The following is a 14349-nucleotide window of genomic DNA, read 5'->3' on the forward strand; positions in this document are numbered from 1 at the left end:
CATCTCTTTGAGATTTTGGACAGTATATGGCTCAGTTAAGTGAAATTATTCAGTGGTGTGACAGCACACTCAAAGCACATGAATTTAAGGACTATGCTCCCAATGGCTTGCAAATTGAAGGCTCAGCAGAAGTGCATAAAATTTTATGTGCAGTTACCGCATCACAAACAGCGATTGAAGCTGCTATAGCAGCAAATGCTGATTTGCTATTGGTACATCATGGTTATTTTTGGAAAGGTGAAGCTTACCCAATCACTGGTATGCGCGGCAAACGCATCAAAAGCCTGATCAAAAATGATATTTCACTCGTTGGTTATCACTTACCTTTAGATAGCCACCCTACTTTAGGTAATAATGCAGCGATAGCAGATTTGCTCGAATTGGAAAATATTCAAGCTTTGGATCCTACTGAACGCAATCCTATTGGCAATGTTGGTTATTTAAAACAAGCTATGACTCCTGCTGCGTTTAAAGACTTCGTTTCTGAAAAATTAGGATTTGATGCCATTCACCTGCCAGCAGATAAGCCATCGATTCAAAAAATTGGTTTTTGTACGGGCGGCGCACAGGACTTTATTGGCAAAGCGGCTGCATTAGATTGTGATGCGTACATTTCTGGTGAAGTGAGTGAACGTACTTTTTACGAGGCTGAAGAATTAAACGTGCATTATTATGCATGTGGACATCATGCAACCGAGCGTTATGGTGTACAACGTCTCGCGAAAGCTATTTCAGAACAGTTCAATATTGAGTATAGTTATTTCGAATTAAATAACCCGATTTAATTTAAATCGTCTTGGTCTTTGGCTCAGTCCTTATACGTATATTTTCAGGCTTTATTCTGTATTGTTATTTATAAGCAATGCGCATTTTACTGCAAGAATCTATTACAATAACGGCACTTAATGTCAAAACCCAGCAAAATGCAAGGAATTGAAAACATGACAACGATTACTTTACCAGCGTTACCTTACGGTTACGAAGATCTTGCTCCTCACATCAGCAAAGAAACTTTAGAATACCATCACGACAAACACCACAATACTTATGTTGTTAATCTTAACAACCTAATTGCTGGTACTGATCTAGAAGGCAAATCTTTAGAAGAAATCATCACTGCTGTTAAAGGCGATGCTTCTAAAGCAGGCGTATTCAACAATGCAGCTCAAGTTTGGAACCACACGTTCTACTGGAACTGTATGGCTAAAAACGGTGGTGGTAAAGCTACTGGCGCATTGGCTGCTAAAATTGACGAAGCTTTCGGTTCTTACGAAAAATTTGCTGAAGAATTTGCTGCTGCTGCAACAACTCAATTCGGTTCAGGTTGGGCTTGGTTAGTTGCTGACGAAGTAAACGGCAACCTTTCTATCCTTAAAACTTCAAATGCTGACACTCCACTTGCTCACGGTAAAGTTGCTGTGTTGACTATCGACGTTTGGGAACACGCTTACTACATCGATTTCCGTAACGCTCGTCCTAAGTACATCTCTACTTTCCTAGAAAGCCTAGTGAACTGGGACTATGCAAACGCTAAATATGCAGGTCAAGCTGCTGGCGTTGAAAAATAAGTTTTAAACCTTATTTTAAAGTCAAAAAAATCACCCTTTTAGGGTGATTTTTTATGCGTTAAGCAAAACTAAAAAATTGTGATACATGGTTTATTTATTGATCATGGAACGCGACAAACTTATTAAAAATTACAGATCAGCAATTATGGATTTCCAATAAAAATATAAAGCAATGAAATTCATTAATAAATTAAGATAATTTCGTATAACGTGTATTATGTTAATTTTAAATAATCTTCATAATTTATTATTTCTAAAACGTGCAATTTGCTCATTTCTAATTTTTTAATAATATCTGGGAGCAAAGATGCGTTAGCTAAAAATAGCTGATCAGTCCTATCATATCCACTTTGTAGCCTTATTTTCCGATTTTGAACATAAATATCCATTAACCGCTGTTCTCTTAGGCTTTGTATGACTATGGTTTGATATTCATCTGACTCTATTTTTTTATTATTTTTAAAAGAATACACATCAAAAAGATGAGAATAAAAATTTAAGAATTTTTCTTCTCCATTTAAATATTCATCTAAGCTATTATTTTTCAATGCGATGTTGTAGCACAAAATATTACATTAATCATCTTCTACTTCTGAAAGCCAATGATCAAATATAGAAATATAAATGACTGTGTCACACATAAATTTACTCAAATTATTAGAATTTTATAAGGATACATTAATAACTTTTCATCGTAGAACTTATCTATTTAACATAATGGCTATTATATAAAATATAAAGACCTAGACACTGGCCTAGGTCTTAAATTTAAAAAAATACATAAAATTAATATAATAGTCTCAATATTTGCCCATTGTGACTTGTTTTAACTCTAGTGAATCATCAAATTCAAAATGTAAATAGTTATCAAATATTCTGTATTTAAGCCAACTGTCACCTTCTCTTTCGGGGGGGCCAAATAGATTGGCTACAGATTGCTTCGTACTTTTATGATTAATACCTATGATCAGATCTTCTAAAAACGGGTATGAGTAATATTCTTCATTCTCTTTGACATAGATGAAAATGGTATCTAGTACTTGATGTTCATTAAACCTAAACGTAACCCCTCTCTTAAAAAATTGCCAATAGAATAGCTTTTCTCCACCGAAATTAGTCTCTAATGAGTCAAACTCACTTGCAACAAGAATAACTACTTTCAAAATATCTGAACTTGACTCTTTAGTTCCAAGACAGGATACAAAAAACTCTACATCACCTGAAAAATTCACTTATTACATACCAATCAAAATCTTCTTTATTCTTTGGTTTTATCATATTTAAAATGAAATCTCTGATTCAAAATTAAAATTTTCAAAAGCTGCATCTATTTAACATAAAATCTCTTATACGAAACTAAGGCATACAAAGCTCAACCTGTGCCTAGAGCTAAAAAAGTAATTACTGTTACCGCATCCCTCAATGCAATCAATCCCTCATCTAACGATAATCACCAAAGTATTCTGATGACTTTTACCGCAATAAAAGCTTAAAAGAATCAATAAATAAGCAACAAACTCATCTTTGGATAATAAAAAAACATTTAAGCACTATATCTTTTATTTTTACTTGACCACTTTAAATTTCATCCCTAAAATGCGCATCAGATTCTCCAATAGCTCAGTCGGTAGAGCGACGGACTGTTAATCCGCAGGTCCCTGGTTCGAGCCCAGGTTGGAGAGCCATCTATTCTTCCATAGCTCAGTCGGTAGAGCGACGGACTGTTAATCCGCAGGTCCCTGGTTCGAGCCCAGGTGGAAGAGCCAGATTCTAAAAAGCCCACTCATTGCGAAGTGGGTTTTTTATTGCCTACTATTTAACAAAGCATACCTATTTTTTTGTTTTTGCTTTCCTAAAAAGTATCCGTATATGTACCAAGTTGTCTGATTAGGCTATTTTTAAAACACTTAATTTGATTTTTCTGTATTTTATTTAAATCAGGCTTGACCACCCTGCCATACATCTTTAGAATCCGTTTCAGATTCTCCAATAGCTCAGTCGGTAGAGCGACGGACTGTTAATCCGCAGGTCCCTGGTTCGAGCCCAGGTTGGAGAGCCAAATTCTAAAAAGCCCACGTCATGATGCGTGGGCTTTTTTTATGCTCTGACTTTTATTTTTAAAATAAGAATCACTTGCTCAATGATCAAAGTATTCATCCACCTCTCCGTCCACATTAGAAACAATTGTCAAAGCTTAAGTTTTAAAAACGCTTTATATTAAAGGTGTTTATATTTAATACATTCAGCCTAAATTTCCTTATTTTTTGCAATTCCGACTTGACCTCACAGCATTTGCCCCATAGAATGCGTGCAGATTCTCCAATAGCTCAGTCGGTAGAGCGACGGACTGTTAATCCGCAGGTCCCTGGTTCGAGCCCAGGTTGGAGAGCCAAATTCTAAAAAGCCCACGCATCATGACGTGGGCTTTTTTCATATATGTAGTTTATTCCGTGCCAGATCTCAGTCAGTTCATATTTTTTATTATTGGTTGCTTGGCAACTTTTGCCCTTGTCTGCTTAGTCTTTCCCAGACTGTTTAGAAGCAAACAAAAGTTTTTCCCACGTCGTGTAATCACTGCCTTTGAAAGTAAGATGTTTCATCGTTTAAATGAAGCATTTCCGAACTACCACATTTTAGCCCAAGTGGCTTTTAGCGCACTGATCACCAATCAAAATTATAAAATCAGAAATAGATTTAATCGAAAAGTCACTGATTTTGTCATACTTGACCAAACTTATAATGTGCTTGTGATTATCGAACTGGATGACCCAAGCCATATAGGCAAAGAGCAAGAAGATGCTGAACGCGATGCGATGCTTGAAGAAGCGGGCTATCGTGTAATCCGCTACACCAACATTCCAACAGTTCATACGCTCAGGCATGATGTAAATAAATAGTTATTAAGTACGTAAATCAAACATTGTGTGAATGCGCATTACATTCGCACCCACAATGTAAGCAGAATTTTATTGAGCATTTAACTCTTGAGTAGCCAGCACTTCTGATACTGCTTGGTCAGCCTCAGCAGCCAAAGCCTCATCTTGTGCTTCTTTTGCTTTAATACGCTCAATCATTTCAGCTTGTTGTTGTTTATATTTTTCTTGGTTTTTGGCATCACTATTGACTGCAAGAAAAGCCATACTGACCAAAAATATAGGAATCAATAGCCCGAGTGCCATCAGAATGATCATCTTTTTGGTATTGGGTTTTGGCTTAACTTCAGACATAACGATTCTTTCATTTACATAAATAATTCGACGCCCAATATAGCAAAAAACAAAATTCGCTCAAGTCTTCATAACATTCTTTGCTCGAACTAACGGTACCCCTCATTTTCAAGGATTGAATGATTAACAATCCAATATTCAATAAAAAAAGGAGACATGCTCCTTTTTTTATTATTTAAAAACTTAGCTTGAAGCAACTATACCCTTACAATGTGGACTTTGGCTCGCATCTTTTTGCTCATTGGTTAATTCAATACCTGTACCTGCAGACATTTTAGCTTGAATAAATTCGACCGCTTGCGCATTTCTACAGATAATCGCCTGTGTATGACTTGCATTTGGCACAACGTCTAATTGATAACCTTCAGCATAATTTGCCTCTGGGAAATACTTCGTCGCTTGCGTTTTCATATTTGCAAATAGCGCTTGCGTAACCACAGGAATAACGGCCTTATCATTTGCACCTTGAATAATATAAACAGGTGCTTTAATCACTTTATCAGCGCTTGCATTTGTCGCTGGTTGATTATCATTTAAAAATTTCTGAACAACAGGATCGGTATCGATTTTATTCAAATCAATTCCATACTGTGAAACCATATGCGTTGGATCCTTTAAGAAATCAATCACAGCTGCTTTAAACTGTTCTTGCAAACCATTTGCACCATTTGGATCGGCATAACTTAAACATGCACCGTCATCCCCTGTACGTCCATAGGCTTTTTCTGCAATAACACCAGCATCTGCAGTAAAAATATTTTTTAAATCATAATTTGGCTCATAGGCTTTAATACCCGAACTGGTCAATGCAGCATATGCCAAAAGCTCAGCATAGCCATCTGCAATTTGATCGATTAACGCTTGTGCTTGAACCTCCGAAAGCTGCCCCATACCAAGTGCATAACGCACTTGAGCCAACTGTTCATCCAATCTATTCAATCCATGGGCTTTAGGTTGACCATTTGCATCAACATTTAGTTTTGGATCTAAATAGATCTTAATAATCGTGCCCAAACTCGACGCAGGTGCGGCTGCCACTGCCCCTTTATAGTTTGCATCCGTATTTGCAAATTCCGCCGTCCCTAAGGAAGCATGACCACCTTGCGATTGACCGATCGACATCCACTGACCATTAAGTTGATTACCATAATGTTCTTTTGCCGCTTTAACCGCAGTAAGTGCCGAATTTGCCGCACTCGATAAATTGAGGTATGGATGTACTCCCTTCGTACCTAAACCTTCATAGTCTGGCGCCACAATTACATAACCTGCCGCCATAAGCGTGTTAGCTAGAATTTTAAAACGTGGATGAATTAGATTTTTACTTGGCGCACATTCATCTCCAGCCCCGACTGTTCCATGCTCCCATACCACAACACGATAGCCATCTTTAGGTTGTGTAGCTTTAGGAAATAATACTAAGGCTGTTGCTGTTGCTGCTTTCCCCTGCACATTGGTCATGTTATACGTCATGACTTTAATGGACGATGTATTGTCTACTGTATCTAAAGCATAATTTGCTTCAGACACAAATGTTGATTTTTGATTCGAAGATGATGAGTCATTATCATCGTCATTACACGCGGTTAAAGACAGCATAGAAACTGCAACTGTCAGAGCTAATGCTATTTTTGAACGTTTCATAAAATATCCTTTTTAATCATTATTCTTTAAGCATGAAACTACATGCCTTTTTATTAATGCATAAAAAAAAGCACCCGAATAGGATGCTTTAGTTCATTTTAAACATTTTCAGATCAATGACATTAAAGAACCAATGCCATAAAAATTCCAATAAAAATCATAAGCCCTACCCAACGGTTATGGCGAAACGCCCAAAAACATAACTGAGGATCGCGGCCTTTGGTTTTAGTCCACTGGTAAATAAAATCGGCAGCCACAGCCAACAACGCGACCAAACCGAATGGCATCAAGAGATCTTCTAAATACAGCGCTGCACCAATCAATACAATACTCAGTGCCTGCAATAATGAAATAATTTCAATATCGTATTTACCAAATAAAATCGCAGTCGATTTCACGCCAATTTTCAAATCATATTCACGGTCAGTAATGGCATATTGTGTGTCATATGCAACGGTCCATGCCAAATTACCAAAGTACAATAACCAACAAGTTAAATCAGGTGTTTGCCCAACAGCGGTATAGGCCATAGGAATCGACCATGAAAAGGCAGCACCTAAAAATACTTGTGGCAGATGCGTGTAGCGTTTCATAAAGGGATAAATGAACGCTAAAAACAATGCACCAAAGGACCAATAAAAGGTTTCTATCGGTAAAAAGAACAACATACATGCGCTAGCAAGCACCAAGATCAAGAACACATATATGGCTTCTTTAGCACTAATCACTCCAGTAGCTAAAGGACGATGCTTGGTTCTTTCCACAGCACCATCGACTTTACGGTCAGCAAAGTCATTAATCGCACAACCTGCTGCACGCATAAATATCGTGCCCAAAATCATGGGAATCAAAATACTGAATTGCGGTGTACCTTGATTGGCAATCCACAGTGCCCACATGGTTGGCCAAAAAACCAGTTCCGTGCCAATTGGCTTATCGAAGCGACATAAATAGTAATAAGCTTCTAAACGCTGCTGCCAAGTAATCTGTTGCACCACGGCCATGACTGTCCTTCATCTGGTAATGTTATTTCTGCAAATATTGCTCAAAACTCGCTAAAAAAGTTTCCTGAACTATAAATTTACAACCATGCCAAGTATAACAGCTCTGACGTGTCCAACCATCGTCTAGCCACAATACACGCCGCTCACACTTCGGATTGGTACGCTGAAATAAAAAATGTCCGATGGGTTTTTTACCAATATGCTGAAAAATCCGCGCACGCCCTTGTATGCTAAGGATTGGAAATATACTTTTTGCCTTGACCCACGGCTCAGCTTCACAGCCATATAAATAACTTTCACGTACCCAAGCTGTGTGCTGTATTGGCATTTGCAGCCACTGTGCATCTTGAAGCGTCATGCGTTGAAATTGCTCAATACTCGGCTCAACTTTAAATACGCCTTGGGCAAAATCTGTTAATTGTTGGGTTAATGAACCCGAAGCATACAACCATGTTCTTAATTCAGGAGACATTCTCTTATCCCGCATTTCGCATGCTTGACGCTGCATATTTCATTTCCCTTATAAGCATTTGCTGAGTATAGCGAATCCTTAGTGTAACCAACTCAACAACGTTTTTCATGAGCAATAGCTTGTTTTCAGTAAAATGAGCAAAAACAAAACGGCTTAAGTACTTCATTACATTTGCAATCAACACAAACCTCACATACACAGTATGATGTCGTGGATAACCACTAAATTACACAAGCATAATGTTTCCATTTAACCCGCTACATGTTCTTATTTTTTTCGTTTTACTTTGTGCCAATATCACGGTTCAAGCAAAATCTCTTGCGCTGAGTTTTGATGATGGATTAAATCCAGCGTTCAACGTCCAAGCGGAACAAATCAATGCCCAAATTTTAAAGCATCTGCATGATCAGCAAATCAAAAGTATTGTTTTTCCGAGCCTGATTAAAATTGGTGATTATCAAGGCAAGCAACTGATTCAAGCATGGGGGCAATCCAGCCATCTAATTGGCAATCACAGCGCATTGCACCAAAACCTGAATAAAGAAAATGTATCCGCAAAAGATTATATAAAAAGCATTGAACAGGCGGATACTGTGCTAAAAACTCTGCCGAATTACACACGTATTTACCGCTATCCATTTTTAAAAGAAGGTAATAACGCTGAAAAACGTGATGCTGTCTATCAATGGTTAGCGCAACATCAATACCGTATTGGCGGTGTGAGTATTGATGCCAGTGACTGGTTTTATAACCAAAAATATCTCGACTATGCCAAACAGCAAGATCAAGACAAATTAGACCGCCTAAAACAAGCGTATATTGCTCACTTGCTTCACCGTGCAGATTATTATGACCAACTTGCCCAGCTCACCATAAATCCTTCGCCACAGCATGTTTTACTTTTACATGTAAATGCCATTAATGCCGCATTTTTAAAGGATGTCATTACTGCCTTTCAGCAACGTGGCTGGACTTTTATTTCAGCAGCAGACGCCCTACAAGACCCACTATATACGCAGCACAGTCAAAACATCCCTGCGGGTGAAAGTGTGATTTGGTCGATTGCCAAAACAAAAGGATTAGAACACTTACGCTACCCCGCCGAAGATGCGCCTTATGAAATCGACAATTTAAAACAGCATGGTTTGCAATGACGATTGGCAAATTGACAGATGCTCAATAAAAAATGACCTGCAATGTTGTAGGTCAATTTTTAGATCAAGTTTTAGTGTTGGATTAAAAGTTATCTGTCTTGGCAATAGCTTCAAATTTGCCTTGCGGCGTTTTTATTAAAACCAACCCTTCGGTTGTAATATAAAAACTTTCAGGGTAATCAAACTCCAATGCCAGCTCTGGGTTTTTCAGCTCGACAAATTGTGCATGTTTATAACCTTCAACGGTCCGCCCCACTTCCAAATAAGTCACTTCTGAGAAGTTGAGTTTAAATCCCTTTGCCTGATCCGATGGATCAATCCAAGGAAAAAAACTGGTATGTTTTTTACGTGGTTTTGCCATGTTTAGATATTCATTCAACTCTTTGCTTTATCTTAACCCATCCCATAAAAAAACCCGCACAAGGCGGGTCTTTTTACAGTGAAATTCTGTACAGAATTACAAGCTGTAGTACATGTCGAATTCAACTGGGTGAGTAGTCGTGTTAAGACGACGAACTTCTTCAGTTTTAAGTTCGATGTAGGCATCAAGCATTTCTTTAGTGAACACGCCACCTTTAAGAAGGTAATCATGGTCAGCTGCAAGCGCTTCAAGCGCCATATCTAAGCTATGAGCCACTGTAGGGATTTTAGCTTCTTCTTCAGGAGGAAGGTCGTACAAGTTCTTATCAGCAGCTTCACCTGGGTGGATCTTGTTTTGAATACCGTCAAGACCAGCCATAAGAAGTGCAGCGAAACCTAAGTACGGGTTCATCATTGGATCTGGGAAACGTGCTTCGATACGTTTGCCTTTAGGGCTTGAAACGTAAGGAATACGGATAGAAGCTGAACGGTTACGTGCTGAGTAAGCAAGCATAATCGGCGCTTCGAAATGTGGAACTAAACGTTTGTACGAGTTAGTTGATGGGTTTGTGATTGCGTTCAATGAACGAGCGTGTTTGATCACACCGCCAATGAAGTACAACGCCATTTCTGAAAGGCCAGCGTATTCATCACCAGCAAACAAGTTCTTGCCATCTTTAGAGATCGACATGTGAACGTGCATACCAGAACCGTTATCGCCAACCATTGGTTTAGGCATAAACGTAGCAGTTTTAGCATATTGGTGAGCAACGTTCCAAACCGCATATTTGAACTGTTGAACTTCGTCCGCTTTGCGAACCATAGTGTTGAAGCTTACACCGATTTCAAGCTGGCAAGATGCAACTTCGTGGTGATGTACTTCTACACGACCTGGGCCCATGATGTCTTCGATTTTTGCACACATATCTGCACGCATATCTTGTGAAGAATCTACAGGAGGAACTGGGAAGTAACCACCTTTCACACGTGGACGGTGACCTGAGTTACCCGCTTCGTAATCTTTACCAGTAGACCAAGCAGCTTCTTCAGCGATTAATGTGTGGCGCGCGCCAGACATATCGATGTCCCATTTTACTTCGTCAAAAACGAAGAATTCTGGTTCTGGACCAAAGAAAGCAGTATCACCGATACCAGTTGATTTTAGGTATTCTTCCGCACGGCGAGCAATAGAGCGTGGGTCACGTTCATAACCTTGACCAGTTGAAGGTTCGATAACGTCACAAGTCACAACAACTGTAGCTTCTGCAAAGAACGGGTCGATAAAACCAGTTTCTGCATCTGGACGTAAGATCATGTCAGATGCTTCAATGCCTTTCCAACCAGCAATTGAAGAACCATCAAACATTTTGCCATCTTCAAACGTATCTTCGTCGATTGAATCTGCTGGGTAAGTTACGTGTTGTTCTTTACCCTTAGTATCAGTAAAGCGAAAATCGACCCATTTTGCGCCACTTTCTTGGATGAGTTGAAGGACCTTGTTCGCCATGCTCATTTTGCTCCGATGATTTTTTTGTGCACACTGAAGTGCGTGTTAGTAGTTGGTAGTTATTAAGCAATTACCGTACCAACTTTTAAAAGCTAAGCTAAAATACTGAATTCCTTATCAGAATAGAAGATTTTAGCTCCTTGCTTTTCGACTATTATACTGTGTGTAACAGTAAATGCACCATATTCAGCCACTCTTCATCACTTTTGTTTAAAAACTTCTCGCAGGTGTATCAAAATAGTGCAACTTGTTTTTGCACCAGTATGCACCAAAATGATTAATCGCTTTCAACGATAAAATTATTGGGATTTTATTAAAGCTTTAAGGTCGAATTTAAATACGATAGAAACTAATGATTTAGCTAGTTATAGCTGGAAAAATACCAGCGTGATAACTATATTTATGATTGATATTTAGCTTTTTTGAGCCAGTAAATCGCTCCTTTTTTGAAGAAAATTTAACCATTTTGTTTTAATTTTAATCAATCTACCTTTGCATTAATTGTGCTCCATTTTGGTGATTTTGCTTCAAAACGGTTCATATTTTTCCATTTTGAACCTAAGTTGATATTTTTAACGACAGCAAGCAGATCTTTTTAAAATATCAATTGAACACATTTTAAACACTTAAATTCAGCCGATTGCTTTGTTCAACTTAAATCCTAAATTTATAAGTCGATAATTTGCTGAAATGATTTCAGTTGCGATGAACTTTGGCGAAATTGTTCAGCAGAAATTGAATAATATTTGCTATGATTGGCTGCATTCTAAATATTTCACTATTTTTCTATTAAAAATATCCACACGATATTTGGGTCAATATACAACTATTTAGAATCATTTCGGACTATTCAAAGCACAGTTAAGTGCATAAATTTCAAAGGTTAATACGCTCATGCTTTTGATGATCGACAATTATGACTCTTTTACCTACAACATCGTCCAATATTTTGGCGAGTTAAATCAGGAAGTAAAAGTTGTACGTAACGATGCCGTGACATTGGAAGATATCGAGCGATGGCAACCGAAGTATTTAGTCATTGGTCCTGGCCCTTGTTCGCCAAGTGAAGCCGGTATTTCAATTCCTGCGATTCAACACTTTGCGGGAAAAATTCCTTTACTGGGTGTGTGTTTAGGCCACCAAGCTATAGGACAAGCTTTTGGCGGCGATATTATTCGCGCTAAAAAAGTGATGCACGGTCGTTTATCTGACATGTATCACAGCGATCAAGGCATTTTCAGCAACCTCCCTTCGCCATTTTCCGCAACGCGTTATCACTCTTTGGTGATTGATCAAGCGACTTTGCCTGAATGTTTAGAAGTGACCTGCTGGACCAATGAAGAAGATGGCACGATGGAAGAAATCATGGGTGTTAAACATAAGACATTGCCTGTCGAAGGCGTGCAGTTTCACCCTGAATCGATTCTTAGTGAACATGGCCATCAAATCTTTAAAAACTTCTTAGAAATTTACGCTTAATCGAGTGCAAAAAATATTATGAATATTCAACAAGCTTTAAATAACATCACTAAAAATATTGAACTCACTCAACCTCAAATGGAAGAAGTGATGCGTACCATCATGCAAGGTGAAGCGACCGATGCTCAAATTGGCGCACTGATGATGGGCTTACGCCAAAAAGGTGAAAGTATTGATGAAATCACTGCCGCGGCACGTGTAATGCGTGAATTTGCGATCAAAATCGATGTCAGTGATTTACCACATTTGGTGGATATCGTTGGTACAGGTGGTGATGGTCAAAACTTATTTAACGTCTCTACTGCGTCTAGTTTTGTCATTGCAGCAGCAGGTGCAACCATTGCTAAACATGGCGGTCGTGGTGTTTCATCAAAATCAGGCTCTTCTGATCTTTTAGAACAAGCTGGAATTAACCTTGACCTTAACATGCAGCAAACTGAACGCTGTATTCGTGAAATGGGCGTGGGTTTCCTCTTTGCACCTAATCATCATAAAGCCATGAAATATGCTGCTGGTCCACGTAAAGAATTGGGCTTCCGTAGTATTTTCAACCTACTTGGCCCGCTTACGAATCCGGCCGGCGTAAAACGTTTTGTGATTGGTGTTTTCTCTACAGAATTATGTCGTCCTATGGCTGAAGTTTTAAAACAGCTTGGTGCAGAACATGTCTTGGTGGTGCATTCTAAAGATGGTTTAGATGAAATTAGCCTTGCATCAAGTACTTATGTTGCAGAACTCAAAGATGGCGAAGTCACTGAATGGGAAATTCAACCTGAAGCGGTAGATATCGAGTCGCAAACCTTAACAGGTCTATCTGTAGATAGTGCTGCGGAAAGTTTAAAATTGATCAAAGATGCTTTAGGAAAAAACAAATCTACACTCGGTGATAAAGCCGCGAATATGATTGCTTTAAATGCAGGTGCAGGCATCTATGTTTCAGGCTTAACCAATAGCTATAAACAAGGTGTTGCATTAGCACATGACATTATCTATGGCGGTCAAGCACTAGAGAAAATGGGCATTTTGTCTGAATTTACGAAAACTTTAAAAGAATACGAAGCTTAAGATTAGGACTCAAATCATGGTAGATATCGCCAATACAATTTTAGGTAAAATTGTTGACCGTAAAAAAGAAGAATTTGCAGCCCGTCTTAAACAACGTAGCTATAAAGATGTCGAAGAGCTAGCTCAAGCAGCTACACCCGTTCGAGGTTTTGCACAAAACCTCGGCTCTAAACGTCCGGGGGTGATTGCTGAAATTAAAAAGGCATCACCATCGAAAGGCATCATTCGTGAAAACTTTAACCCTGCTGAAATTGCGCAGCAGTATCAAGATGCTGGTGCGGCATGTTTGTCTGTTCTCACCGATGTGGATTTTTTCCAAGGCTCTGATGAAAACATTCAAATTGCTCGCACGCATTGCAACTTACCTGCGCTACGTAAAGATTTTTTAATCGACCCTTATGGTGTGATTGAAGCGCGCGCTTTACATGCAGACTGTATTTTATTAATCGTGGCTTGTTTGTCAGATCAACAACTCGAAGAAATGTCGAAAACTGCTTTTGAGCACAATCTCGACGTGTTGGTTGAAGTACATGACGAAGAAGAACTTGAGCGTGCAATGCGTCTTTCTGACAACTGTCTACTAGGCGTCAATAACCGCAATCTAAAAACTTTTGAGGTTGACCTCAATACATCATTACGTTTGAAGAAATTACTTGAGCCTTCTCGCCTGCTGGTGACAGAAAGCGGTATTGCAACACCTGCGGATGTTGCCATGATGCAAGAACATGATATTCATGCATTCTTGGTCGGTGAAAGTTTTATGAAGCAGCCACGCCCTGATCAGGCGTTTAAGGAGCTTTTTGGTGTGCCTGATAAATTATAAATGAAATATGTAGGGTGAGTTCGCTCACCCTTTTTCTCCTTTGCAT

The 14349-nt window shown here is 38.8% G+C and carries 15 protein-coding genes and 4 tRNA genes; 11 read left to right on the forward strand and 8 right to left on the reverse strand.

All coding sequences use genetic code 11. The features are described 5' to 3' along the window. Nucleotides 1–26: 26 nt before the first annotated feature. Together B1202_RS08960 and B1202_RS08965 are read left to right on the forward strand one after the other, a co-directional pair. Nucleotides 27–785, forward strand: a complete 759-nt coding sequence (locus tag B1202_RS08960; RefSeq protein WP_078190248.1) for a Nif3-like dinuclear metal center hexameric protein — start codon at nt 27–29, stop codon at nt 783–785. A 156-nt stretch (nt 786–941) separates the two neighbouring features. Further along, nucleotides 942–1568 carry a superoxide dismutase gene (locus tag B1202_RS08965; protein ID WP_078190250.1) on the forward strand — a complete coding sequence of 209 codons (627 nt, stop codon included), beginning with the start codon at nt 942–944 and terminating at the stop codon, nt 1566–1568. A gap of 215 nt (nt 1569–1783) precedes the next feature. On the opposite strand, the gene B1202_RS08970 is transcribed toward B1202_RS08965, so the two are convergent. Both B1202_RS08970 and B1202_RS08975 read right to left on the reverse strand, forming a co-directional pair. Continuing rightward, complete coding sequence (locus tag B1202_RS08970) at nt 1784–2116, reverse strand: hypothetical protein (RefSeq protein WP_228145153.1); 333 nt, start codon at nt 2114–2116, stop codon at nt 1784–1786. A 252-nt stretch (nt 2117–2368) separates the two neighbouring features. After that, the gene (locus tag B1202_RS08975; protein ID WP_078190251.1) at nt 2369–2800 is read right to left on the reverse strand and encodes a hypothetical protein; all 432 of its coding nucleotides are present in this window, start codon (nt 2798–2800) and stop codon (nt 2369–2371) included. 377 nt (nt 2801–3177) lie between these two features. Here B1202_RS08975 and B1202_RS08980 point away from each other — a divergent pair. The 5 genes from B1202_RS08980 (at nt 3178) to B1202_RS09000 (ending at nt 4465) form a co-directional block, all read left to right on the forward strand. Next, a tRNA-Asn gene (locus B1202_RS08980) sits at nt 3178–3253 on the forward strand. Between the two features lie 5 nt (nt 3254–3258). Continuing rightward, nucleotides 3259–3334, forward strand: a tRNA-Asn gene (locus B1202_RS08985). A gap of 217 nt (nt 3335–3551) precedes the next feature. After that, a tRNA-Asn gene (locus B1202_RS08990) sits at nt 3552–3627 on the forward strand. A gap of 257 nt (nt 3628–3884) precedes the next feature. Next, nucleotides 3885–3960: transfer RNA gene (locus tag B1202_RS08995), tRNA-Asn, on the forward strand. 58 nt (nt 3961–4018) lie between these two features. Beyond that, nucleotides 4019–4465 carry a DUF2726 domain-containing protein gene (locus tag B1202_RS09000; protein ID WP_078190444.1) on the forward strand — a complete coding sequence of 149 codons (447 nt, stop codon included), beginning with the start codon at nt 4019–4021 and terminating at the stop codon, nt 4463–4465. Nucleotides 4466–4534: 69 nt separating this feature from the next. Here the strand turns inward: B1202_RS09000 and B1202_RS09005 are convergent, their stop codons facing one another. The 4 genes from B1202_RS09005 to B1202_RS09020 form a co-directional block, all read right to left on the reverse strand. After that, nucleotides 4535–4795: a hypothetical protein gene (locus tag B1202_RS09005; RefSeq protein WP_078190252.1), complete on the reverse strand. Its 261-nt coding sequence runs from the start codon at nt 4793–4795 to the stop codon at nt 4535–4537. Nucleotides 4796–4978: 183 nt separating this feature from the next. Beyond that, nucleotides 4979–6439 (reverse strand): alpha/beta hydrolase family protein, encoded by a 1461-nt coding sequence (locus B1202_RS09010; RefSeq protein ID WP_078190254.1) that lies wholly within the window; start codon nt 6437–6439, stop codon nt 4979–4981. Between the two features lie 122 nt (nt 6440–6561). Beyond that, nucleotides 6562–7443: a 4-hydroxybenzoate octaprenyltransferase gene (gene ubiA, locus B1202_RS09015; protein ID WP_078190255.1), complete on the reverse strand. Its 882-nt coding sequence runs from the start codon at nt 7441–7443 to the stop codon at nt 6562–6564. 22 nt (nt 7444–7465) lie between these two features. After that, a complete protein-coding gene (locus tag B1202_RS09020) occupies nt 7466–7951 on the reverse strand; it encodes a chorismate--pyruvate lyase family protein (protein ID WP_078190257.1) in 486 nt (161 codons plus the stop codon). Between the two features lie 203 nt (nt 7952–8154). On the opposite strand from B1202_RS09020, the gene B1202_RS09025 reads away from it, so the two are divergent. Further along, nucleotides 8155–9069, forward strand: coding sequence for a polysaccharide deacetylase family protein (locus B1202_RS09025; RefSeq protein ID WP_078190259.1), 915 nt, complete (start codon nt 8155–8157; stop codon nt 9067–9069). 82 nt (nt 9070–9151) lie between these two features. Here B1202_RS09025 and B1202_RS09030 read toward each other — a convergent pair whose 3' ends face one another. Together B1202_RS09030 and glnA are read right to left on the reverse strand one after the other, a co-directional pair. Beyond that, nucleotides 9152–9430 carry a hypothetical protein gene (locus B1202_RS09030; RefSeq protein ID WP_078190260.1) on the reverse strand — a complete coding sequence of 93 codons (279 nt, stop codon included), beginning with the start codon at nt 9428–9430 and terminating at the stop codon, nt 9152–9154. Nucleotides 9431–9526: 96 nt separating this feature from the next. Next, a complete protein-coding gene (gene glnA / locus B1202_RS09035; RefSeq protein ID WP_171262625.1) occupies nt 9527–10942 on the reverse strand; it encodes a type I glutamate--ammonia ligase in 1416 nt (471 codons plus the stop codon). Nucleotides 10943–11830: 888 nt separating this feature from the next. Between glnA and B1202_RS09040 the strand changes: the two genes are divergently transcribed. The 3 genes from B1202_RS09040 to trpC are packed head-to-tail and all read left to right on the forward strand — an operon-like array spanning nt 11831 to nt 14303. Continuing rightward, a complete protein-coding gene (locus tag B1202_RS09040) occupies nt 11831–12415 on the forward strand; it encodes an anthranilate synthase component II (RefSeq protein WP_078190263.1) in 585 nt (194 codons plus the stop codon). Nucleotides 12416–12433: 18 nt separating this feature from the next. Continuing rightward, nucleotides 12434–13480, forward strand: a complete 1047-nt coding sequence (gene trpD / locus B1202_RS09045; protein WP_078190265.1) for an anthranilate phosphoribosyltransferase — start codon at nt 12434–12436, stop codon at nt 13478–13480. Nucleotides 13481–13496: 16 nt separating this feature from the next. After that, a complete protein-coding gene (trpC, locus tag B1202_RS09050) occupies nt 13497–14303 on the forward strand; it encodes an indole-3-glycerol phosphate synthase TrpC (RefSeq protein ID WP_078190267.1) in 807 nt (268 codons plus the stop codon). The last annotated feature ends 46 nt before the right edge of the window (nt 14304–14349 follow it).

The sequence above is a fragment of the Acinetobacter amyesii genome (genome assembly GCF_002018365.1).
Taxonomy (GTDB): domain Bacteria; phylum Pseudomonadota; class Gammaproteobacteria; order Pseudomonadales; family Moraxellaceae; genus Acinetobacter; species Acinetobacter amyesii.

Coding starts and splice junctions, on each gene's coding strand:
- trpD (WP_078190265.1), top strand. CDS start 12,434: ATGAATATTCAACAAGCTTTAAATAACATCACTAAAAATATTGAACTC.
- B1202_RS09005 (WP_078190252.1), bottom strand. CDS start 4,795: ATGTCTGAAGTTAAGCCAAAACCCAATACCAAAAAGATGATCATTCTG.
- B1202_RS09020 (WP_078190257.1), bottom strand. CDS start 7,951: ATGCAGCGTCAAGCATGCGAAATGCGGGATAAGAGAATGTCTCCTGAA.
- B1202_RS09040 (WP_078190263.1), top strand. CDS start 11,831: ATGCTTTTGATGATCGACAATTATGACTCTTTTACCTACAACATCGTC.
- B1202_RS09030 (WP_078190260.1), bottom strand. CDS start 9,430: ATGGCAAAACCACGTAAAAAACATACCAGTTTTTTTCCTTGGATTGAT.
- ubiA (WP_078190255.1), bottom strand. CDS start 7,443: ATGGCCGTGGTGCAACAGATTACTTGGCAGCAGCGTTTAGAAGCTTAT.
- B1202_RS09010 (WP_078190254.1), bottom strand. CDS start 6,439: ATGAAACGTTCAAAAATAGCATTAGCTCTGACAGTTGCAGTTTCTATG.
- glnA (WP_171262625.1), bottom strand. CDS start 10,942: ATGAGCATGGCGAACAAGGTCCTTCAACTCATCCAAGAAAGTGGCGCA.
- B1202_RS09025 (WP_078190259.1), top strand. CDS start 8,155: ATGTTTCCATTTAACCCGCTACATGTTCTTATTTTTTTCGTTTTACTT.
- trpC (WP_078190267.1), top strand. CDS start 13,497: ATGGTAGATATCGCCAATACAATTTTAGGTAAAATTGTTGACCGTAAA.
- B1202_RS08960 (WP_078190248.1), top strand. CDS start 27: ATGGCTCAGTTAAGTGAAATTATTCAGTGGTGTGACAGCACACTCAAA.
- B1202_RS08965 (WP_078190250.1), top strand. CDS start 942: ATGACAACGATTACTTTACCAGCGTTACCTTACGGTTACGAAGATCTT.